Source organism: Streptomyces sp. E-08 (assembly GCF_049913095.1).
Classification (GTDB): Bacteria; Actinomycetota; Actinomycetes; order Streptomycetales; family Streptomycetaceae; genus Streptomyces.
Map to the genome: position 1 here is coordinate 3,679,656 of NZ_CP183971.1, position 20,416 is coordinate 3,700,071.

A 20,416-nucleotide genomic window follows, 5' to 3' on the forward strand; every position below is an offset into this window, starting at 1 on the left:
ATCACCCGGAGCCGAGGGCGTCCCGCAACCGGCGCTTGAGGATCTTCCCGGTCGCGTTCCGGGGCAGCTCCGCCTCGCGCACGAGGATCCTGGCCGGCACCTTGAAGGCGGCGAGGCGCGCCCCGACGTGCGCCCGCAACGGCTCGACGCCCGGGTCGGCCCCGGGCCGCAGCCGAACGACGGCCACGACCTCCTCGCCGAGCAGCGGGTGCGGAACCCCGAGCACGGCGGCGTCGACGACGTCCGGGTGCTCGTGCAGCACGCCCTCGACCTCGACGCAGTACACGTTCTCGCCGCCGCGGATCACCATGTCGGTGATCCGGTCGACGACGCTGACCCGCCCCTCCCCGTCGACGCGGGCGAGGTCGCCGGTCCTGAACCACCCGCCCGGGGCGAACGCTGCGCGGGTGGCGGCCTCGTCCCCCCAGTACCCGCGGATCAGCGACTGACCGCGCAGCCACAGTTCCCCCACGCCGTCCGCGTCGGGCCGGTCGATCCGCACCTCGGTGACGGGCGAGGGCCGCCCGACGCTCCCGGGATGGGCCCGGTACTCGGCGCCGACGTTGGACAGGACGCCCCCGCAGGTCTCGGTGAGCCCGTAGCCGTTCCGGGGCTCGATCCGCTCCCCGTACCCCTCGGTGATCCCCGCGACGATCCCGGGCGGGGCGGCGGCGCCTCCGGTACTGAGGAGGGTGAGGCTGGTGAGCGGGTCACCGGCACGGCGCGCGAGGTCGAGCAGCTGGAGTGCGGTGGTGGGAACCCCGGCGTAGTGGGTGACGCCGTGCTCGCGGATGAGCGCGAGGGCCCGGCCGGCGTCCCACTTCCGCATCATCACGAGGGTCCCGCCGGCCGCCATCACGGCGTAGAACGACGTGAACGCGGCGACGTGGAAGAACGGGAACGTCGTCAGGGAGACGATCGCGGGCCCCGTCCCCGGCACGTCCCCTCGCGCGAGGGCCGCGGCGGCGGCGAAGTAGCGGGGGTTCATGGCGGCCCCGGCCTGCGCCAGGTGCGTGGCGACGGCCCCCTTGGGGCGCCCGGTGGTGCCGGAGGTGTAGATGATGGTGGCGTCGTGCTCGGGCAGCACGTCGACGGGCGGCGGCCCGAGCACCGGATCGGTGTCGGCGACGTACGCGGCGAAGCCCTCCTCGGCCTCGCCCCGGAAGACGATGCCGGGCACGCCGTTCCGTGCGGCCCACGCCCGCACCCGCCCGACCCGCTCCCCGTCGACGAGCAGCACGCCGGGCGCGCAGTCGTCGAGCGCGTACGCGAACTCGTCCTCGGTCCACCAGGCGTTGAGGGGTACGGCGACGAGCCCGGCGAGCTGCGCGGCCCAGAAGGCGACGTGCCACTCGGGCAGGTTCCGCATGGCCACCACGGCCCGGTCCCCCGGCCGCAGCCCGTACGCGCCGGTGAACCGCCGCGCGAGCCCGCAGGCCGCGTCGAAGAACTCCCGGTAGGTCATGCGGACGTCCTCGGACACGAGGAACACGCGGTCGCCGTAGGCCCAGGTCACCTCTGCGAACTCCCGCAGGGTCCGGGGCCCTCCGGCGAACACCCCGTCCGCGACGGCGAAGGGCGCCCCGTCGGCCGTCAGCCGCTCGACTCCGCCAGCCACCACACCATCCTCCTGAGCGGCCGCTCAGCCCGCCCGGGCGACGCTATGCGCCCCTCGGAACAGGGTCAACCCCACCCGGCACGGAACGGTCAGTGGTTGACGTCGATGACGATCCGGTTGGGGGCGGTCAGCTTGAAGACCTTGTAGGAGGAGTGCGGCCCGAGCGCGAGGCCGAAGGTGTTGCTGTCCTCGAAGGAGTACACGAGGGCCTGCCCCTTGAGGCTGGGGTAGCCGAAGGACTGCGACCGGGGACTGGTGTACGTGGACTGGTGGTTCCCGTCGAAGGCCTCGGCCGGCATGAGGGTCACCGTCAGGTAGGAGTCGCCCTGGATCGGCACCCGGGTCTGCGAACCCTCCTCGCCCCAGTACAGCGGGGTGGTCTGCTCGCCGGTGGTCCACCCGGGGACGGTGCCCTCGCCGAGGTCGATGACGACACGGTCGTACGTGTCGTGGGTGGCGGTCCGCACCCCGAGGACGCAGACGTGGGCACAGACGGGGGCGGGCGCGACGGCCACGGCGGACGTGGTGCCGAGCAGCGTGGCGGCGAGCGCGGCGGAGCCGGCGAGGGTGGCGAGAGCGGACGTACGCATGAGGCCTCATTCCTTGGTCCGGAAAGCTCCGCAGCCTAGGGCGCCCGCCGGGCGGGGAGGCGAGACGATTCCCCCGAGTCAGTCATGTCCACGCCCACCAACACCCCACCCCGCGGCGCCCCCACCGAAGCCATATCCCCCGGACGCCGCCCACACCACCCGCTACACTGACACCGCTCCACCTTCGCCTTCGTAGCTCAGGGGATAGAGCACCGCTCTCCTAAAGCGGGTGTCGCAGGTTCGAATCCTGCCGGGGGCACAAGAAGAAGGGCCAGCTCAGGGGAACATTCCCCCGATGCTGGCCCTTTCGCATGATCACGGCCGTGCCACCTAGGTGCCAGAAGGCGCCGGATCACCGTCCGTCCGGCTGGCAGACAAGCCGGCCGAGCAAATCAGGAGGGGCGAGTACGAGCCGGGCCAGCGTTTGCCGCAGATCAGAAACCTGGTCGACGCAGGCGACGGTCATGGCCCGTAGGGGTTCCCATCAAGATCCGCTCCACCGAGCTGGTGCCGCATCCGGAAAGGTCCGCCCTGTCGACGACGGCGTGTACGTGTCGGTCGTCGGCGCTCGTCATCGTCGTTCCTACGTCCCCGACGGCCGCGGCTGCTCCGGTGGAACCGAGCTCTCGGCGACCGCCATCCACTGATCCAGGTCGGCCTGGGTGAACTCTGTCCACGGTGGGATCTCGGGGAGCTGTCGGAGAAGGTCGTAGGCCTCGGAGATCTGGGGGCCGCGGAGGACAGGGCAGTGGCAGCCGGCGATGACCTCGGCGTTCAGGTGTTGGAAGTAGCTGACGACCGTCCCGAACTTCTGGGCGTCCAGCAGGGCGACCCAGGGGGAGACCAGCCGACCGCCGAAGAACTGGCCGTCACGGAATTCGTCCGGCGACAGCGCTGCCGTTTCGGGCACGGGGGTGGGCACGTTCGTGGCGAAGGTGTCGACGGCCCACAGGGTGTTGGTCTTCCGGTCGAAGAGAGCGCGGGTTGTGGGGTTGTCGTACAGGGGCGGTCGTTTGGCGACCAAGGTGCGATCGCCCGCGTCGATCGTGTCGCCGTCTGTCATGAAGCGGCACCGGTTGATGGGGGTCTCCCACTCCTCGGCCATGCGGCCGATGGAGAACCACGTTGTCAGCAGGGTCGCGTTCGGGCACTCGGCGAGGACCGCCAGGAGGTTGCCGGCGTGGTCGCGGTCGTCGTGGGTGAGGAAGATCCACCGTACGTCCAGAGGATCCACGACGGACCAGGCTGCCTCCAGCCATTGGGCGCGCACTGCGCGCGCCCCGGTGTCCACGAGGATCGGTTCGGCTCCTCGGATCACCATCGAGTTCATCGGAAAGTGGCCGACCGGCGGGGCCTCAAGGGCCCACGGGATGACGAACGTCTCCTCGGCGATCTTGTACGGCTGCAAAAGATTGAACGTATCCATGGTTGCCATGGGTGCTCTCCTTGGGCGGAGTCGCCGCAGGGTCCATAAACCAGTCCAGCCCCGTGCCGGGCTGTTGGCAACCGCAAAACTCGCGTCGAACCGTTGTAGGCATCGAACTCGTTCGGGCTATGGCCGGCGTCCAGAAGTCGGGTCAGGCGCCCGGCTTCCGCACTCTGTCGCCCGGACAACAGGTGGACCTCAAGTGGGAGGCTCCAGGCTTCAAGCAGGACGGATACGACTACCGCGCGGTCAGCATTGCGCCTCGGCGTGCCTGACATCCACAGCTGACATCGACAACGCTGGACGGGCGCACGCCAGCACCCCAGTCCAGCCGCCGCATCCGTCGCATCCGTCGACATCAGCCGCCGGAGCAGGCTCGGATCGAACTCCTGAAGCGGGTGTCGCAAGTTCGAATCCTGCCGGGGGCACAAGCGGCACAGGGCACCTGGGAACGTTCCTCGGTGCCCTGTGGCGTCCAGGGTCGAGGATGGCCGCGGAGCCGTGTCGGGTGTCGTGGAGGCGGCGGACGTCGTCGGTCCCGCCGCCCCGTGCGAGCCCTCAGCCGGTGACGCGGCCGTATGCGAGAGGGGAGAGCCATGGAGGCGGCGGGGTACCTCATGGGCGCCTTGGTCTGGGGTGGCGCGATCGCCGCAGTGCCGGCGACGGTGGGCGGATCGCTCGTGGTCGTCCGGTGGCGACGCAGGACGATCGCAGCCCTGGAGCGTGCGGAGCTGGAGGAGGGTCCGCGCTCCCCGACGTGATCCTGCATCAACCGGTAGCAGGGGTGAGCCCCGTCGGGCCAACTCGACTGATGCGGCAAGCCGTTCGGGGCGAGAACGGGCCGTCGCCCGTGCACGGGCGACGGCCCGTTCTCGCCTCGCCCGGTCGCCGTGCCGACGGGCGCTGGAATCCGGCCAGGGATACGATGGGCGTGAGCCCCGATCAGCAGGTACACCTCCGGGGCCGGCGGTTCTCTTCCGGTCCCCGACGGGGCCAGTACGGCTCGTGGCCCACACCCTGCCGCCGCGCACGCCGGCCTTGCGGGACCCATCCCACCGCCCGAAGAGGCCTCGCCATGACCAACCCGCAGCCATCGCCCCCTCCCCCGGCCCTTCGCCTCATCTTCGAGTACGAGGGCGACGAGGTGAGCCTCGTCCTCCAGCAGCCGGTCGACACGGACCTCAGCGGCTTCGACACCGGCACCCCCACGGGTTCCGGCGAGTTCGTGGAGACGCGGGACGACGACGGACAGCGCCTCGACCGTGTGCCCGCGCGCGGAGCCTTCCTGGAGAGCGCCGAGGTCTTCCCGGAGGACCACGCGGAGCCGATCACCCGGGTGGACGTGGAGGCACGCGGTGCGTTCACCGTGATCGTTCCCGCACCGGCCGAGGCCACCCAGGTCGCCGTGGTCCGAGTCGTGCCCTCGGAACGCGAGGCACTGCCCCCGGAACGCGAGGTGCTGACGGAGGACGTCGACCTCGCCACCTTTCGGCTCGAGCGATAGCAGACCGCGATGACCACTTCCGACGGCACCGTCCAGGGCCGCACCCAGATCCACGGAACAGCACCGCGCAACCGGGCGTTCACCGTCGTGCTGCTCGGCGACGGGTTCACCGCCGCACAGCAGACCGCGTTCGACACCGCCTGCACCGACTTCGTCACCGCGCTCACCACCACCGCGCCGTACGACAGGATCGGGCGATCCATCAACATCTGGCGGGTCAACGTCGCGTCCACCGACACGGGCGCCGACGATCCCGTCGCCGCGGGCGGCACCGGCGCGACGGCCCGCACGTACTTCGACTCCACGTTCGGCGGAAACGGCATCAGGCGGCTGCTGGTCTGCAACAACTCGACGGCGCTCCAGACAGCCGCCGCCCAGGTCCCGGAGTTCACCGTCGCGCTCGTCGTGGTCAACTCCACGGTCTACGGGGGAAGTGGCGGCTCCGTCGGCACGTACTCCCTCGCGGGCGGGGCGACCGAGATCGCCATCCACGAGCTCGGCCACTCGGCGTACGGACTGGCCGACGAGTACGCGTACTACGCCGGCGGCAACGAGACCGGGCACGACACCCACCCGGCCGGCGAACCCGCCGAGCCGAACGTCACGCTGAAGACCGACCGCTCCTCGTTGAAGTGGGGCTGGGCCGTCGCTCCGACCACCGCCCTGCCCACGATGTCCAACCCGAACTGCGCGACGGTGGATTCACGGCCGAGCACGGTTCCCGCCGGGACGCCCGGCTGCTTCGAAGGCGCGCACTACTACCACTGCCGGTCCTTCCGACCCGAACACAACTGCAAGATGCGGGAGTTGGGCACCCCGTTCTGCCAGGTGTGCCGTCAGGTGATCCAGGCCCGGACGAAGGTGACCAAGAACATCTGCGCACTGACTCCGGGCAGGGACGCCGTGTACCGGTACGACGGCTCGGGAACCTCCTGGACCAGGATCGGCGGACCCGCGGGCCGGCTCTACGCCGGCGGCTGGGGACTCGTCGCCACCAACCCCAGCTCCGGCGACCTCTACCGCTACCTCGGCACCCCCGACAGCTGGCAGTACATCGGAAGCGCCGGCGCCACCTTCGCCGTCGCCGACGACACCGTCTACGGACTCACCCCGAGCAAGGACGCCGTATACCGGTACAACGGCTCGGGGAGCTCCTGGACCAGGATCGGCGGACCCGCGGGGCAGCTCTACGCCGGCGGCTGGGGACTCGTCGCCACCAACCCCAGCTCCGGCGACCTCTACCGCTACCTCGGCACCCCCGACAGCTGGCAGTACATCGGAAGCGCCGGCGCCACCTTCGCGGTCAACGACGACACCGTCTACGGACTCACTCCGGGCAAGGACGCCGTATACCGCTACGACGGCTCGGGGAACTCCTGGACGAAGGTCGGCGGCCCCGCGGGGCAGCTCTACGCCGGGGACTGGGGACGAGGACTCGTCGCCACGCAACCCGGCTCCGGCGACCTGAGGAGCTACCTCGGCACTCCCGACACCTGGAAGGTCATCGGCATCGCCGGGGCCTCCTTCGCCGTCGCCACCGACAGCGTCTACCGACTGGCCCCGGCCTCCGACGCCGTCTACCGCTACACCGGCTCCGGAATCTCCTGGAGCAAGGTCGGTGACGCCGCGCACTCCATCGTGGCCGGCGACATCTGACACGGCCCGCCGCGGCCGATACCGACGACGGTGGACGACAGCGGTCGTCCGCGCCCCCTCGCGGTATTGTCGAGCCACGGGTCGGCCCTGCCGGGGTCGCTCGATCGAACTCCTCAAGGGCACCTGGTGAGGTCACCAGGTGCCCTTCGGCGTCCATCATCGGCGGGAGGGCTGCGGGATGACGAACAGTGAGCGGGAGGGCCGGGGCGTCTCCCCCCGGCGGCGCGGACAGGGGGAGCTGGAGGCGCAGGTGCTCGCCGCCCTCCGGCAGGCGCCCGGGGCCCGGACCGCGGGCTGGGTTCAGGAGCGCCTCGGCGGCGGGCTCGCGTACACCACCGTCATCACCATCCTCACCCGCCTCCACGCCAAGGGCGCCGTGAGCCGCGAGCGGGCCGGCCGGTCCTTCGAGTGGACCGCCGTCGCCGACGAGGCCGGACTCGCGGCCCTGCGGATGCGGAAGGTCCTGGACGGCGAGGCCGACCGGGACGCGGTGCTCACCAGCTTCGTGACCGGACTCTCCCCCCATGACGAGCGCCTGCTGCGGGACCTGCTGGCCCAGGAGCCCGGCGAGGCGGAAGGCTGACGGCATGGGGGGCTTCGTCTTCCTGCCGCTGGTCCTGCCCCTCACGGCGTGGCCGGTGGCCCGGCTCGCCGCCCACCACCTCCACCCGAGGATGGCCACCTGGCTGCTGACCGTCCTCTCGGGCGTGCTCGCCGTGTGCAGCACCCTCTGCCTCGGCCTGCTCATGGTCGTCGGCACAGCCCAGCTCCCCGGCAACCCGCTCCCGGACGGCTGGTCCGACCCCGAGGTGCGCGAGGCCGTCCCGTACGACGAGGTCGCCGGCCGCTTCGCCATCCCCGCCCTCGTCGTCGTGGTCGTCTCCTGCGCCCGCACGGCCTGGCACCACCACCGGGTCCGCCGCCGCGCCGGCCGGGCCCTCGCCGGGCTGCCCGCCACCTCCGTCGTCGTCCTGCCCGACCCGAAGCCCTACGCGTACGCCCTTCCCGGGCGGAGGGACCGCGTCGTCGTCACCACCTCCCTCCTCGCCACCCTCACCGGGCCCGAGCGCCGCGCGCTCTTCGCCCACGAACGCGCCCACCTGAACGCCCGGCACCACAGGTTCCTGCTGACCGTGCAGCTCGCCGCCCGCGCCAACCCGTTCCTGCGGCCCCTCCGCACGGCCGTCGCCTACACCACCGAGCGGTGGGCCGACGAGGACGCCGCCACCCGCGTCGGAAGCCGCCGCACCGTGGCCCGCGCGGTCGGCAAGGCCGCGCTCGTCTCGCGGGGCGCGCCCTCCCCGGCGCTCGCCGGCTTCGCCGCGGTGGCCGGACCCGTACCGCGCCGGGTGGCCGCGCTGCTCGCCCCCGCTCCCGCCACCCGCCGCTGGCCGTCCGTGTTCACCACCGCGGGCCTCGCCGCCTGGGGAGCGGCGGCCGGCACCACCGTCTCCGCACTCTCCTCGGCGAACTCGGCCGTGACGCTGTTCGTGATCCTGAAGGCCGCGACCCCCCTCTGACACACGGCCCGCCCGTCCTATCCTGGCCTTCACCCCCCGGGGGAAACGGGGGCGACGGGGAAACGGGGTAGGCCATGGACTGGTTCTGGTGGGTTCTCATCCTCTTCTGGACCGGCGGCCTGGGCTGGGCCGCCGACAACGTCCGCACCGCGCTGCGCCATCGGCACGAGCGGAAGATGGAAGTCCTGGATGCGGCCAAGCAGGAACGTCTCGCCCTTGAGGCCGTGCACAAGACGCCGGAGCCGGTGTGCGGGTGCACGCACCATCTCGCGAAGCACGACAAGAAGGGCCGCTGCCACGAGCGGGTCGAGGTGCCGACGGCCTGGGACGAGAACAGGAAGCCGGTCCGCTACGAGGCCGGTGAGTGCAACTGCCAGCAGTACGTGGGCCCGCAGCCGCTCTCCCAGGTGTACGCGGACGACCTGACCGACCTGGCCTGAGCCGGGGCGCACCACGGGCACGCTGCCCTTCGTGGACGAGCACACGGTCGTCGTCGACTCCGGGGCCGAGCGCTCTCCGACGGCCGTGCCCGGTGAAGGACGCCAGCCGCCGACCGCGTCGAAGAAGCGATGCTGAACGCCTCACGCCCCCGCCGTGGGGAACGCCCGCCGCGGCTCGCCTCAGCGCAGTTCCTCCGGGCAGGCCGTGCCCCGCGACAGCTTGTAGGGCGCGGCCAGCCGGTAGACGCCCGCCTTCGGGGCGACGAGTTCCGTCCATTCGTCGCCCTCGGCGTCCGCCTCCGCCTTGAAGAGGCAGCCCTCCTCGTTGGCGAAGACCTTCGGGAGCTCGGTCTCCGACTCCTCGCGGGCCGCCTTCGACGCCTCGGTCTCCTGCGGCGGTTCGATCTTGCCGCCGTCCTCGTCCATGAGGGCGAGCCACGGCGAGTACGGGACGCGGATGAGGACCCGGCCGGGGCTGTCGACCCGGATCACCACCTCGTTCTCCTCCGCGCTCTGGACCTGGGCGGGCGGGTCCGCCAGCGGGGTCGGGTTCTCGACCTCGTACAGCCGCCAGTTCTCGTCCGACCAGATCTGGTCGAGGTACGGCAGTCCCTCGCGGACCAGCTCCGCCTCCTGCTCGGCGCCCGAGTCGGGGGCTCCGGTGGGCAGGACGACGTAGTGGACGGCCCAGCGGTCGAGCCACTCCTGGTAGTTCACCGCGTTGAGGGTGTCGTCGTAGAAGAGCGGGTTGCGCTCCATGTCGGCCTGCCGGTTCCAGCCGCGCGCCAGGTTGATGTACGGGCTGAGCGCGGAGGACTCGCGGTGGCTGGACGCCGGCACGACCTCGACCCGCGCCTTGCCCGCGTCCCGTACCTGGAGCTGGTTGACGAGCGGCGCGAGCTCACGCGCCCAGGACGCGTCCGGGGCGGTACGGATGACGTCGTCGACGCCCTTGAAGCCGATCCAGAAGTTCAGGCCGGCGACGGCGAGCAGCAGCGCGTACCAGCGGCGTGAGCGCGGCGCGGTGTACGGCAGCGCGGCGAGCAGCACGACGCCCGCGAAAAGCATCGGCAGCCGGGAGATGTTCGAGCCGATCTGGGAGTCGATCAGCCAGGTCAGGAGCGTGCCGATGGTGTAGACGGCGGCGGCCGTGCGGACCGTACGCCAGTCCCCGGGGACGAGGACGAAGGTCAGGATCCCGAAGAGCAGCGGGAGCGCCGTCGAGCCGAAGGCCATCGGCTGCGTGCCGGAGAAGGGGAAGAGCCAGGAGGAGAGCGCGACCACCGCCACCGGGGCGAGACCGAGGGCGTACGCGCCGGGGCGCCGCTTGTTGAGGAAGAGCGCCGCCGCCGCGACCCCGAGGAACAGTCCGGCGACCGGGCTGCACGCAGTCGCCAGGCCGGCCAGCGGGGCGGCGACGGCCGCCTTCGCCCAGCGCTTGTAGCGCCAGCGGTGCGGCCAGCAGAAGACGGCGGCGACCGCGCCGAGCGCGAACATCATGCCAAGGCCGAAGGTCACCCGGCCGGAGAGGGCGTTGCAGAGGAACGCGAAGACGGCCGCGACCGAGCAGACCATCGGGTTCCGGACCGCCCGCACCCGCACCAGGATCAGCGCGGTCAGGGCGGCCGACAGCGTCCCGGCGACCATCATGGTGCTGCGGACGCCGAGCAAGGACATCAGGTACGGCGAGACCACGCTGTACGAGACCGGGTGCATCCCGCCGTACCAGGCCAGGTTGTACGCGGAGTCCGGGTGCCGTCCGACGAACTCGGCCCACGCGTCCTGGGCGGCCAGGTCCCCGCCGCTGTTCGCGAAGAAGAAGAACCACAGGACGTGGGTGAGGGCGGCGAGCCCGGTGGCCACCATGACCGTGTACCGGCGCTTGCGCCGCGGGGCGCGAGCGGGGACGGGGGCGGTGGCCTGAGCGGGGGGAGCCGGGGACGGCGCGGGGGCGGGCGCGGGCCGCTGGGTCGGCAGCACTATTCGCGAGAGCGAAGCAGGGCCGGTATCCGTGGGCGACGCGCCGTCGCTGTCCGGGGTGTCACGAGCGTCATGGGCATCACGGTAGACGTCGGGGTCGGAGTCCGCGCGGTCGGCGCGTGTCGGCTCGGCGGTGGTCACTGCGGCCCTTTCCCGTACTGCCCGTCTGCTGCCCGTCTCGCTCGTCGCGAGGTCACGCGTGCTTCTCGTCCCCCGGAGACGCTAACAGCCGGGTGCCCCGGGGTTCCGGGGCACCCGGCCGAGCGGGTGGCGTCTCTGGGGGCCGGCCGTCAGCCCACGCGGGTGAGCTTCTTGTCGAAGCCCGGCTCCACCAGGTCGGCCGAGAGGGCGACCGGGGAGCTGACCTTGCCGGCGCCGGTGCCGATCGACACCTGACCGACGATGTCGCCCGCCTTGCCGGAGTGCGGGACGGCCTTGCCGCCGTCCGTGAGCTCCAGCTTCACCTGGAGGCCCGGCCAGCCGACCGCCTTGAGCTCCTTGGTCGCCACGACCGGGGTCCGGCCGCCGAGGCCGTCGTCGACGTAGCCGAGGACCTGGCCCTTCTTGACCACGGCGGCCGAGGTGACGTCCTTCTGGGCCTGCTGGATCAGCTTGAGGCTGTAGTCGATGGCGAGGGTCAGCTTGTCGTCGAGGATCTTGGCGTTCTTGGCCCCCATGACGATGCCGAGGACGCGGCGATTCTGGCCGTCGACGATGGTGTTCGCCGCCCAGAGCAGGTTGCCGCCGGCAGGGGTCGAGGAGCCGGTCTTGATGCCGCTCACACCCGGTTCGAGCAGGATCTTGTTGTTGTTCTCGATGCGGCCGGGGATGCCGTCGACCGTCAGGTTCGGCATGTTCACGATCTCGCGGAACACGTCGTACTGCATGACCGCCTTCGCCAGCTTCAGCTGGTCCTGCGGGGTCGACACGGTGCTGTCGAGCAGACCCGACGGGTCCGTGTACGTGGACTGGGTCATGCCCAGCTCCTTCGCGGCGACGTTCATCTTCTCGACGAACGCGGCCTCCGAACCGGCGTCCCAGCGGGCGAGCAGCCGGGCCACGTTGTTCGCGGAGGGGATCATGAGGAGCTCCAGGAGCTCCTTCTCCGTGTAGGTCTGACCCTCCTGGACCGCGGCCGTCGACTCGTGCGTCGCATGGGCCTGCTCGGCGGCCTTCTTGTCGATCGTGATCTCGGGACCCTGCTGCTTCCCCTTGATCGGGTGGTCTCGGAGGATCACGTACGCCGTCATCGTCTTGGTCACGGACGCGATCGGAGCGGGCTTCTGCGCTCCGTACAGGCCCATCGAACCGACGCCCTCGACCTCGACGGCACCCTGGCCCTCGCCGGGCCACGGCATGTCGAGCTTGCCGCCCCCGAAGGTGAACGTCGGCTCGGCCGACAGGGTCAGCGCGGGCGCGGGCAGCGGGCGGACCATCTGCGCGATCGCAAAGGCGATCAGGAGGAGCAGCACCAGCGGGGTCCAGATCCGCAGCCGGCGCAGGGTCGTCCGCATGGGGGTCGGCGGCGGGGGCGGCGTGTTGGTCAGCTCGGCGAGCAGGTCGAGCGGCGGCAGCGGGGGCAGCGGCTGCTGCCGGGTCCGCTCCGCCTCGGCGAGCGCGGCGGGCGCCGGTGCGGGGGCGGGGGCCTTGGGCGCGGCGTCCTTGGCCCCGACGCTCTGGGGACCGGCCGCGGGGGCGGCGGGGGCCTTGGCGGCCTCCTGAACCGCCTTGGCGGCCTTCTCGGCCTTCTGCTCGGCGGGGATGTCGGGGCGCAGCGCCCGGAAGACGCTGGTGCGCTCGCTGTCGGAGTCCGCGGCGAGAGCGGACGGCAGCTTCAGGGCGGTCGTCGGCTGGTCCACCACGGGCGGACGGACCATCTTGAACATGGTCGTCGGCTGGTCGACCGGCTCGTCGTCCTGCGGCTCGTCCTCGGAGGAGTCCTCGGACGCGTCGTCGGAGGGCTCCGCGGGCTCCTCGTCGCCGGACGGCTTCCGCTTGGCGAACCAGGGCGCGGACGGAGCCTTGTCCTCGACGGGCTCGCTGTCGGAGTCGTCGTCGGCCTCGGACTCGTCGTCGTCCGACTCGTCCCCGGGCTCGTCGTCCGGCTCGCCGTCCTGCGGCTCGTCGTCGGCCTCGGAATCGTCGGCCTCGTCCTCGGGCTCGGCCACGCCGTCGTCCTCGGGCTCCGGCTCGTCCTCGGACTCGGGCTCGTCGGCGGACGCCTCGGCGCTCTCCTCGGCCCCGGACTCCTCGGCCTCCGGCTCCTCCGCCGTCGCGACCCAGGCCGCCACGGCAGCCTTCAGGCGATCGCTCTCCGGCTCGGGCTTCGACTCGGAAGCCGGCTCGGAAGCCGGCTCCTCCGTCCCCGTCTCCGTCCCCGCCTCCGTCCCCGTCTCCGTCGCCTTCTCCCCCGTCGCCTTCGGCTCGTCGTCCTCCGGCGTGCGCGGCGCCAGAGTCTTGAACACGGCCGTCGGCTGGTCCACCTGAACCGCCGAGGACGACGGGGACTCTGACTCGCGGAGCACGGAAAGCCGAGGATCCCGGCCGCCGCCGCCCGAGGCCGCCGTCTCCTGAGACGACCCCTGCTGCTCCGCCTTGTCGGGGGACTCGCCCGCCACCGTGCCTCCTCCATGCGTCATACGTACGTCCGAACCGTCTACCAGTGTCCTGTGTGAACCCCTTGGCTCCCGTGCTAGACGAGAACGACATACCTACTGGTTCCCGGATGAAGCACCCAGGCACTCTCGACAGATGAATGTGAGAGGGGTCACCCTGTCATTCATCCACGCGGGGAGGCATGGATGGGCAGGAGCCGCAGAACCATTCCGGAAGAGCTTCTGCTGCTCGCTCTGGACCCGACCACGGGTACCACAGCGCAGCCGCAGTCGCTCGACCTCGGTCTGGCCGGAGCACAGCTAGTGGAGCTGGCTCTGGCAGGCCGGATAGCCCCTGACGGGGATCGTATCGCCGTGGTGATGCCACGGCCGACCGGAGATCCGACACTGGACTCCGCACTCGAGCTGTTGCGCAGGCGCGGCAGCCCGGTTCGGGCCGTCCACTGGATCGGCGGGCCCCGGCTGGGGCTCCGTCAGACGTATCTCTCGCATCTGGAGCGATGCGGCATGGTGCATGCCGTGGAGGGCCAGATGTGCGGGGTGTTGCCGACGACTCGCTACCAGGCGACGGACACGGCGATCAGTCGGGAGATCCGTGCCCGACTGGACAGTGCGATCCGCACCGGCGTACCGCCGGACCCGCGGACCGCGGCGCTTGCCGCGCTGGCCCATGCGGTCGGTCTCGGGAAGCACCTCTACCCCGGCAACGAAGGACGGTCGTCGCGGTCCAGGCTGCGCGACCTGATCCGGCACGACCCGATGGGCGGACTCGTGGCGCACGCCGTGATGGACGTCCAGAACGGCGCGGCGGCACAGCCGCGCCGGAGCGCCGCGGGCGTCCCGGCGCAGCCTCGCGGCAGCATGGCCCGCGCGGCCGCGCACTGATCCGTCGCGCGTCAGGCACCAGGAACCAGGAACCATCCCGAAGAACCATCCCGGGAGCCGCACAGGTGTGCGGGACGGTCTGGACGGCCGTCCCGCACATGTGCGTTGTCCTGTTTTCCCAGCGCGCACCCGGCCATTGGTGGCAGTCTGCCAAGCGGTAGATACCCACAGCTACGCAGCAGACAGCCGGAGGTGCAGTTTCCGTGGCGTCCAACGTCAACCCCACCGTCAGGCGACGCCGATTGGGCCAGGAGCTGCGCAAGCTCCGCGAGGCGAAGAACATGACGGCCGAGCAGGTCGCCGAGCGCCTTCTCGTCTCGCAGTCCAAGATCAGCCGGCTGGAGAACGGCCGTCGCTCCATCAGCCAGCGTGACGTCCGGGACCTGTGCGGCGTGTACGAGGTCGAGGACGAGCGCATGGTCGACTCCCTCATGCAGATGGCCAAGGACTCGCGCCAGCAGGGCTGGTGGCACGCCTTCGGCGACATCCCGTACAGCGTGTACATCGGTCTGGAGACGGACGCGGAGAGTCTGCGGATGTACGAGCCGCAGATCATCCCGGGGCTGCTCCAGACGCACTCCTACGCGGAGGCCGTGATCTCGGGCGCGCTGCCGGAGTCGACGCCCGCGGACATCGAGAAGCGGGTCCAGGTCCGCACCCGCCGTCAGGAGCGGATCCGGGACGAGGAGCGTCCGCTGCGCCTGTGGGCGGTCATCGACGAGGGGGCGCTGCACCGGATCGTCGGCAACCGGCAGCTGATGGTCGAGCAGTTGGAGCACCTGATCGAGCAGTCGCACCTGCCGCACGTCACCGTGCAGGTGCTGCCGTTCGAGATGGGCGCGCATCCGGGGATCAGCGGCCAGTACTCGATCCTGGAGTTCCCGGACACCTCGGACTCCAGCGTCGTCTACATCGAGGGCGTGACGAGCGATCTGTACCTGGAGAAGGCGCAGGACGTCGGAAAGTACTCGGTGATGTACGAGCACCTCAGGGCGCAGGCGCTGAACGTCGACCAGACGCGGGAGTTCATCTCGAAGATGGCGAAGAAGCACGCCCAGGGCTGATCACCGGCGGCGGGGCAGGCACCGTACACCGAGTGATCGCTCCCACGGAAGCCCAGTTGGAATATGCCACTCGGACGTGTGAACGCCGGCCCCGCCGGCCGGGACCGGCGAGTAGCGTCGATCACGCCATCAAGAACGTTGGCGAGAGACACGACTCGGCAGAACCGGAGTGAGCAGCATGGCGATTATTCAGGGTGGTACGGACACCTGGACGAAGTCCTCGTACTCGGGCGGCAACGGCGCCTGCGTCGAGGTGAAGTCCCCCGTGACGGCCGCGATCGCGGTGCGGGACTCCAAGGCTCCCGAGGGCCCGTCGCTCTCTTTCGGACCGGGATCGTGGAACGCGTTCGTCGGCGAGGTGAGCAACGGGGCCCTCTGAGCCCCGGTGCGCACGCCGTCACCAGCAGTACGTGAGAGCCCTCTCGACCGGTCCGCCGTCCTGGCCGAGGGGGCTCGGCTCTTTTCCTCGGCGGCTTCCCTTCCCGCCGCAGAACGGTGTCAGCGCAGCTCGTCCACGTAGCGGTCCGTTCCCGGGACCGTCGGGACGAAGGGTGCCACCAGTTCCACCGTCGCCTCGGTTCCTCCCAGGCTCTCCAGGTCCGCGAAGTGCTCCGTCCAGCACGTGCGCGGGTCCTCCTCCAGGAACCAGAGCAGGGTCAGCCGGGTGTCGACCCCCTCGACCTGCTTCACGTACGTCATGCGGTCGCCGGGCAGCGGGGTCGGGCGGAAGACCGTCACCATCGCCGCCGGTGAGCCGACGAGCCGGCGGGGCAGCTCGCGGGTCCTGAGGTGTTCGAGGAGTTCCGCCCGTTCGCCGGGGCCCGGGGCGTCGACGACCTGGAGGATCAGCCCGGCGTAGGGGTGATCGAGGGCGTGGAAGTCGCGGGGGCCGGCCGCGCCGTCGCGGTAGACGGTCGCCTCGTGGTCCTGGAACGCGGTGAAGACGTGGGTGCGGGCCTGGTGGACCCGCGCGTCCCGGTTGAGCCGCTTGTTGATGCCGACGGTCCACTTCATGTGGTCGTCGTAGCGGCCCTCGGTGATCCAGTACGTGGAGAGGTAGCAGCCGGCGGTGACGGGCCGGGCGACGGCGGACTTCTCGGGGACGCGGAGTTCCTGGAGCTCGCGGGTGGCGACCCAGCGGCGGCCGGCGTACATCCAGGGCATGGCCATGGCGCCGGCGTAGTAGTGGTCGTCCTCGTACCAGCGGTTGTAGGCGTACTCCTGGCCCGGGTGCGGTTCGACCATGGTGATCAGCGCGTGGCCGGGGCGGACGCCGTACGGCCCGACGGCCGCCAGTTCCGCATACGTCTCGCTGCGGGTCTCCTCGCTCACTCTCGTACCCCTTCCCATGTCGGTGACAGGGTCCTACTCTGACGGGCCGTCAGATGAATGGCCAGGGTCGAGAGGGGTCCGGATGCTGCTCCAGGGAAAGACGGTCGTCGTGTCGGGGGTCGGTGCCGGGCTCGGGCACCGGATCGCGGAGACGGTCGTACGGGACGGGGGTCACGCGGTCCTCGGCGCCCGCACCGAGGCCAACCTCGCCAAGTCGGCGGCGGAGATCGACCCGGAGGGCCGCCGCACCGCGTACCGGGCCACGGACATCACCGACGAGGAGCAGTGCGAGGCGCTCGCCGCGCTCGCCGTCGAGCGCTTCGGCGGGATCGACGCGGTGGTCCACGTCGCCGCCTGGGACTCCTACTTCGGGGGCCTGGAGGACGCGGACTTCGCGACCTGGCAGGGTGTGCTGGACGTGAACCTGCTCGGCACGCTGCGGATGACCCGGGCCTGCCTGCCGGCACTGAAGGAGCGCGGGGGCTCGGTGGTCCTGATCGGGACGCAGTCGGCGGTGGCGGCGCCCTCGCAGGTGCGGCAGGCGGCGTACGCGGCCTCGAAGGGGGCGCTGACCTCGGCCATGTACTCGCTCGCGCACGAGCTGGGGCCGCACCGGATCCGCGTCAACACGGTGCTGCCCGGCTGGATGTGGGGGCCGCCGGTGCAGGCGTACGTCCAGTTCACCGCGCACACCGAGGGGGTTCCGGAGGCCGAGGTGCTCGCCCGGCTCACCGAGCGGATGGCACTGCCGGAGCTCGCGACGGACGGGGACGTGGCGGAGGCGGCGGCCTTCCTCGCCTCGGACCGGGCGCGGGCGATCACGGGGCAGTCACTGCTGGTCAACGCGGGGGAGCTGATGCGCTGACGCCCGCTCCGGCCCACCCTCGCAAGTTCATATGCGTGAACAAGGGTCAGTAAGCCGAACGATTTTACTACCCCTTGACCCTCCCTTGCATTGTCCGGGTCTCGCAACTCCCCACACCATGAACCGCGTTCACAAGACGGACCGGACCTCATGGAGGGGACGCATGAACAGTCTCGACTGGGCCGTGCTCATCGGCTACTTCGGCGTCATGGTCGCGATCGGCGTCTGGTCCCACCAGCGCGTGGACACCGTCTCCGACTTCTTCACCGCGGGCGGCCGCATGCCCTGGTGGCTCTCCGGCATCTCGCACCACATGTCGGGCTACAGCGCCGTGATGTTCACCGGATACGCGGGCATCGCCTACACCTACGGCGTCACCTCCTACGTCACCTGGTCCTTCCCCATCGCGATCGGCATCGCCATCGGCGCCCACCTCTTCGCGCCCCGCCTCAACCGCCTGCGCTCCCGCCTCCGGGTCGCCTCCCCGCTCGAATACCTCAAGGACCGCTACGACCTCCCCACCCAGCAGGCCCTCGCCTGGTCCGGCGTCCTCCTGAAGATCGTCGACGTCGGCGCCAAGTGGGCCGCCATCGCGACCCTCCTCTCCGTCTTCACCGGCATCTCCCTCAACCAGGGCATCCTCGTCACCGGCGTCGTCACCGGGATCTACTGCACGGTCGGCGGGCTCTGGGCCGACGCCCTCACCGAACTGGGCCAGTTCGTCATCCAGCTCCTCGCCGGCGTCGCGATGCTCGTCGCGGTCCTCGGCAGACTGGGCGGGTTCGAGGCCCTGTGGACCGTGTGGGACCGGCCCGAGCTCCAGGGCCACACCGCGCCGACGGCCGGCCCGTACACCCTGACCTTCCTCCTCGCCTACCTCTTCATCAAGACCTTCGAGTACAGCGGCGGCATGTGGAACCAGGCCCAGCGCTACATGGCCACCCCGTCCGCCCGCGAGGCCACGCGCTCCGGGCGGCTCTCCGCAGCCCTCTGGCTCGTCTGGCCGCTGGTCCTCTTCTTCCCCATGTGGTGCGCCCCGCTGCTCGTCCACCCGAAGAAGCCCGACGGCTCCGACGCGTACGCCCTGATGACCGAACAACTGCTGCCGCACGGGCTCCTCGGGCTCGTCGTCGTCGGCTTCTTCTCGCACACCATGGCCATGTGCTCCTCCGACGCCAACGCCATCGCGGCCGTCTTCACCCGCGACATCGCGCCCGTCCTCAGCCGGACCGCCCGGAGCTGGACCCAGCGGGCCGGGCTGGTCGCCGCGCGCTGGTCGACGATCGCGTTCCTCGCCCTGTCGATGGCCGTCGCCACCCAGGTCGACTCCCCCACCTTCAAGGACATCATCACCATCGTCATCAAATGGGTCGCCGGACTCATGGGCCCCGTCGCGATCCCCTTCATGCTCGGCCTGCTCCGCACCTTCCGGAAGTCGGGCCCCACCGCGGCCCTCTCCTCCTGGGCGGCCGGACTCCTCGTCTTCTGGCTCACCAACTACGGCCTCGACGGCGTCGAACTCCAGATCCAGATCGTCTCGCCGCTCGCGACCTCGCTCGTCCTGTACGTCCTCATCGGGTACGTGAAGCCCGAGGACACCCCGGAACGGGACGCGCTCCTGGAGCGGCTCGGCACGGACGGGGGGCCGGTCCCCGCACAGGCGGGGGCGCGCACGGATCAGCCCCTCGGATAGCGCGGGGCGGGACCCGGCCGCTCAGACCCTCGGATAGCGCGGAGCGGGACCCAGCCGCTCAGACCCTCGAATAGCGCGAGGCGGGACCCGGCCGCTCAGCCCCTCGGATAGCGCGCCAGCCAGCCCGGCGAGGACTCCGTGGGGCCGTGCAGGGCGGCGCCCTGGGTCATCTCCATCGAGAAGTCGTCCGCGAGCTCCAGGACCGTCGCGCGGCCCTCCAGTTCGGCCAGCCAGGCCGGCGGGAGGGCCGTCTCGCCGTGCAGGGCACCGAGCAGTGCGCCCGTGAGCGCGCCCGTCACCGCCGAGGGGCCGTCGTGGTTCACCGCGAGCCGCAGCCCGTGCCGTACGTCCTCGCCGACCAGGGCGCAGTAGACGGCCGCCGCCAGCTGCCCCTCGGCCCGGTCCTCACCGGCCCCCAGGGCCGTCACCCGGTCCGCGTCCGGCGCCCCCTCCCGTACGGCTCCCAGGGCGCGGCCGAGCGCCTCGGTGACCGGCTCGTGGCCGGGGCGCACCGCGAGCTGCTCCAGGGCGCGGGCCACCGCCGCCTCCACGGAGCCGCCGCGCGCGAGGCCGTGGACGGTGACCGCGAAGGCGCCCGCGGCGAGGCCGGCGGCCGGGGCGCCGTGGGTCTGCGCGGCGCACTCCACGGCGAGCTGGCAGACGAGCTGCGGCTCCCAGCCCACGAGCAGCCCGAAAGGAGCCGAGCGGACGAGCGCCCCGGAGTCGGCGGCCTCGGGGTTCTTGGGCTTGTCGAGCGTCCCGAGGACCTCGTCGCCGAGGCCGGTGAGGCAGGCGCGGGGCGGGGTGCGGCGGGCGTAGAGCCACTCCTCGCGGGCGAGCCAGCCGTTGTCCTTGCGGCGCTCGTTGGGGCCCCAGTCGCGCTGGGTCGCGGCCCAGCGCAGATGCGCGCGGTGGACGTCGGTGGGCGGGTGCCAGGCGCCGGTGTCGCGGCGGACCTGTGCGCGGATGAGGCCGTCGACCGTGAACAGGGCCATCTGGGTCGCGGCGGTGACGGCGCCGCGGCGGCCGAACGCGGGCACGGGGTCGGTGAGTCCGTCAGGTCCGTGGGCCTCGCGCAGCTCCTTGAGCGTGAGTCCGTCGCCGCCGGCGCCCAGGGCGTCGCCGAGGGCCCCGCCGAGGAGACAGCCCCGTACCCGGGCCCGGAAGTCCTGCTGCTCGGCGCGGCCCCACACGGCTGCGGCTGTCGTGGCCACGACGTGCACTCCCC

18 protein-coding genes, 1 tRNA gene and 1 pseudogene are annotated in these 20,416 nt (G+C 71.4%); 13 read left to right on the plus strand and 7 right to left on the minus strand.

What is annotated here, in order from left to right; all coding sequences use genetic code 11:
• Window position 1: 1 nt before the first annotated feature.
• Window positions 2-1,618 (minus strand): class I adenylate-forming enzyme family protein, encoded by a 1,617-nt coding sequence (locus tag ACN9MM_RS16720; protein WP_426364377.1) that lies wholly within the window; start codon window positions 1,616-1,618, stop codon window positions 2-4.
• Window positions 1,619-1,707: 89 nt separating this feature from the next.
• Window positions 1,708-2,208, minus strand: coding sequence for an AMIN-like domain-containing (lipo)protein (locus tag ACN9MM_RS16725; protein ID WP_383691870.1), 501 nt, complete (start codon window positions 2,206-2,208; stop codon window positions 1,708-1,710).
• Between the two features lie 186 nt (window positions 2,209-2,394).
• On the opposite strand from ACN9MM_RS16725, the gene ACN9MM_RS16730 reads away from it, so the two are divergent.
• Window positions 2,395-2,467 (plus strand) — tRNA-Arg (locus ACN9MM_RS16730).
• Window positions 2,468-2,791: 324 nt separating this feature from the next.
• Here the strand turns inward: ACN9MM_RS16730 and ACN9MM_RS16735 are convergent.
• Window positions 2,792-3,643, minus strand: coding sequence for an MBL fold metallo-hydrolase (locus ACN9MM_RS16735; RefSeq protein ID WP_426364378.1), 852 nt, complete (start codon window positions 3,641-3,643; stop codon window positions 2,792-2,794).
• 143 nt (window positions 3,644-3,786) lie between these two features.
• Here ACN9MM_RS16735 and ACN9MM_RS16740 point away from each other — a divergent pair.
• The 7 genes and pseudogenes from ACN9MM_RS16740 to ACN9MM_RS16770 form a co-directional block, all read left to right on the plus strand.
• A pseudogene (locus ACN9MM_RS16740) lies at window positions 3,787-3,909 on the plus strand (cold shock domain-containing protein); the annotation flags it as partial.
• Window positions 3,910-4,230: 321 nt separating this feature from the next.
• Window positions 4,231-4,395: a hypothetical protein gene (locus tag ACN9MM_RS16745; protein WP_426364379.1), complete on the plus strand. Its 165-nt coding sequence runs from the start codon at window positions 4,231-4,233 to the stop codon at window positions 4,393-4,395.
• A 314-nt stretch (window positions 4,396-4,709) separates the two neighbouring features.
• Complete coding sequence (locus ACN9MM_RS16750) at window positions 4,710-5,138, plus strand: hypothetical protein (RefSeq protein ID WP_426364380.1); 429 nt, start codon at window positions 4,710-4,712, stop codon at window positions 5,136-5,138.
• Window positions 5,139-5,147: 9 nt separating this feature from the next.
• Entirely contained in the window at window positions 5,148-6,794 is a 1,647-nt protein-coding gene (locus ACN9MM_RS16755; protein ID WP_426364381.1) for a M64 family metallopeptidase, read from the plus strand.
• Window positions 6,795-6,972: 178 nt separating this feature from the next.
• On the plus strand, window positions 6,973-7,377 hold the full coding sequence (locus ACN9MM_RS16760; RefSeq protein ID WP_426364382.1) for a BlaI/MecI/CopY family transcriptional regulator: 405 nt from the start codon (window positions 6,973-6,975) through the stop codon (window positions 7,375-7,377).
• A gap of 4 nt (window positions 7,378-7,381) precedes the next feature.
• Window positions 7,382-8,314 carry a M56 family metallopeptidase gene (locus ACN9MM_RS16765; protein WP_426364383.1) on the plus strand — a complete coding sequence of 311 codons (933 nt, stop codon included), beginning with the start codon at window positions 7,382-7,384 and terminating at the stop codon, window positions 8,312-8,314.
• Window positions 8,315-8,388: 74 nt separating this feature from the next.
• Window positions 8,389-8,754 (plus strand): hypothetical protein, encoded by a 366-nt coding sequence (locus ACN9MM_RS16770; RefSeq protein WP_426364384.1) that lies wholly within the window; start codon window positions 8,389-8,391, stop codon window positions 8,752-8,754.
• 180 nt (window positions 8,755-8,934) lie between these two features.
• On the opposite strand, the gene ACN9MM_RS16775 is transcribed toward ACN9MM_RS16770, so the two are convergent.
• Together ACN9MM_RS16775 and ACN9MM_RS16780 are read right to left on the minus strand one after the other, a co-directional pair.
• Window positions 8,935-10,875, minus strand: a complete 1,941-nt coding sequence (locus ACN9MM_RS16775; protein WP_426364385.1) for an MFS transporter — start codon at window positions 10,873-10,875, stop codon at window positions 8,935-8,937.
• A gap of 149 nt (window positions 10,876-11,024) precedes the next feature.
• Window positions 11,025-13,352 (minus strand): D-alanyl-D-alanine carboxypeptidase family protein, encoded by a 2,328-nt coding sequence (locus ACN9MM_RS16780; protein ID WP_426364386.1) that lies wholly within the window; start codon window positions 13,350-13,352, stop codon window positions 11,025-11,027.
• A gap of 183 nt (window positions 13,353-13,535) precedes the next feature.
• Here ACN9MM_RS16780 and ACN9MM_RS16785 point away from each other — a divergent pair, with 183 nt between their 5' ends.
• From ACN9MM_RS16785 to ACN9MM_RS16795, 3 genes are all read left to right on the plus strand, one after another.
• Window positions 13,536-14,234: a GOLPH3/VPS74 family protein gene (locus ACN9MM_RS16785; protein WP_116160457.1), complete on the plus strand. Its 699-nt coding sequence runs from the start codon at window positions 13,536-13,538 to the stop codon at window positions 14,232-14,234.
• A gap of 203 nt (window positions 14,235-14,437) precedes the next feature.
• Window positions 14,438-15,298: a helix-turn-helix domain-containing protein gene (locus ACN9MM_RS16790; protein WP_426364387.1), complete on the plus strand. Its 861-nt coding sequence runs from the start codon at window positions 14,438-14,440 to the stop codon at window positions 15,296-15,298.
• Window positions 15,299-15,476: 178 nt separating this feature from the next.
• The gene (locus ACN9MM_RS16795; protein WP_030693525.1) at window positions 15,477-15,677 is read left to right on the plus strand and encodes a DUF397 domain-containing protein; all 201 of its coding nucleotides are present in this window, start codon (window positions 15,477-15,479) and stop codon (window positions 15,675-15,677) included.
• Window positions 15,678-15,796: 119 nt separating this feature from the next.
• On the opposite strand, the gene ACN9MM_RS16800 is transcribed toward ACN9MM_RS16795, so the two are convergent.
• The gene (locus ACN9MM_RS16800) at window positions 15,797-16,630 is read right to left on the minus strand and encodes a hypothetical protein (RefSeq protein ID WP_426364388.1); all 834 of its coding nucleotides are present in this window, start codon (window positions 16,628-16,630) and stop codon (window positions 15,797-15,799) included.
• An 82-nt stretch (window positions 16,631-16,712) separates the two neighbouring features.
• On the opposite strand from ACN9MM_RS16800, the gene ACN9MM_RS16805 reads away from it, so the two are divergent.
• Window positions 16,713-17,495: an SDR family oxidoreductase gene (locus ACN9MM_RS16805; RefSeq protein WP_426364389.1), complete on the plus strand. Its 783-nt coding sequence runs from the start codon at window positions 16,713-16,715 to the stop codon at window positions 17,493-17,495.
• 163 nt (window positions 17,496-17,658) lie between these two features.
• On the plus strand, window positions 17,659-19,188 hold the full coding sequence (locus tag ACN9MM_RS16810) for a sodium:solute symporter family protein (RefSeq protein WP_426364390.1): 1,530 nt from the start codon (window positions 17,659-17,661) through the stop codon (window positions 19,186-19,188).
• 95 nt (window positions 19,189-19,283) lie between these two features.
• On the opposite strand, the gene ACN9MM_RS16815 is transcribed toward ACN9MM_RS16810, so the two are convergent.
• Window positions 19,284-20,402, minus strand: coding sequence for an ADP-ribosylglycohydrolase family protein (locus ACN9MM_RS16815; RefSeq protein WP_426364391.1), 1,119 nt, complete (start codon window positions 20,400-20,402; stop codon window positions 19,284-19,286).
• Window positions 20,403-20,416: the final 14 nt, after the last annotated feature.

What these genes read in the sequence shown, in the direction of transcription:
- ACN9MM_RS16725 (WP_383691870.1), bottom strand. Translation starts at nt 2,208, where the DNA reads ATGCGTACGTCCGCTCTCGCCACCCTCGCCGGCTCCGCCGCGCTCGCC.
- ACN9MM_RS16735 (WP_426364378.1), bottom strand. Translation starts at nt 3,643, where the DNA reads ATGGCAACCATGGATACGTTCAATCTTTTGCAGCCGTACAAGATCGCC.
- ACN9MM_RS16745 (WP_426364379.1), top strand. Translation starts at nt 4,231, where the DNA reads ATGGAGGCGGCGGGGTACCTCATGGGCGCCTTGGTCTGGGGTGGCGCG.
- ACN9MM_RS16750 (WP_426364380.1), top strand. Translation starts at nt 4,710, where the DNA reads ATGACCAACCCGCAGCCATCGCCCCCTCCCCCGGCCCTTCGCCTCATC.
- ACN9MM_RS16755 (WP_426364381.1), top strand. Translation starts at nt 5,148, where the DNA reads ATGACCACTTCCGACGGCACCGTCCAGGGCCGCACCCAGATCCACGGA.
- ACN9MM_RS16760 (WP_426364382.1), top strand. Translation starts at nt 6,973, where the DNA reads ATGACGAACAGTGAGCGGGAGGGCCGGGGCGTCTCCCCCCGGCGGCGC.
- ACN9MM_RS16765 (WP_426364383.1), top strand. Translation starts at nt 7,382, where the DNA reads ATGGGGGGCTTCGTCTTCCTGCCGCTGGTCCTGCCCCTCACGGCGTGG.
- ACN9MM_RS16770 (WP_426364384.1), top strand. Translation starts at nt 8,389, where the DNA reads ATGGACTGGTTCTGGTGGGTTCTCATCCTCTTCTGGACCGGCGGCCTG.
- ACN9MM_RS16785 (WP_116160457.1), top strand. Translation starts at nt 13,536, where the DNA reads ATGGGCAGGAGCCGCAGAACCATTCCGGAAGAGCTTCTGCTGCTCGCT.
- ACN9MM_RS16795 (WP_030693525.1), top strand. Translation starts at nt 15,477, where the DNA reads ATGGCGATTATTCAGGGTGGTACGGACACCTGGACGAAGTCCTCGTAC.
- ACN9MM_RS16805 (WP_426364389.1), top strand. Translation starts at nt 16,713, where the DNA reads ATGCTGCTCCAGGGAAAGACGGTCGTCGTGTCGGGGGTCGGTGCCGGG.
- ACN9MM_RS16810 (WP_426364390.1), top strand. Translation starts at nt 17,659, where the DNA reads ATGAACAGTCTCGACTGGGCCGTGCTCATCGGCTACTTCGGCGTCATG.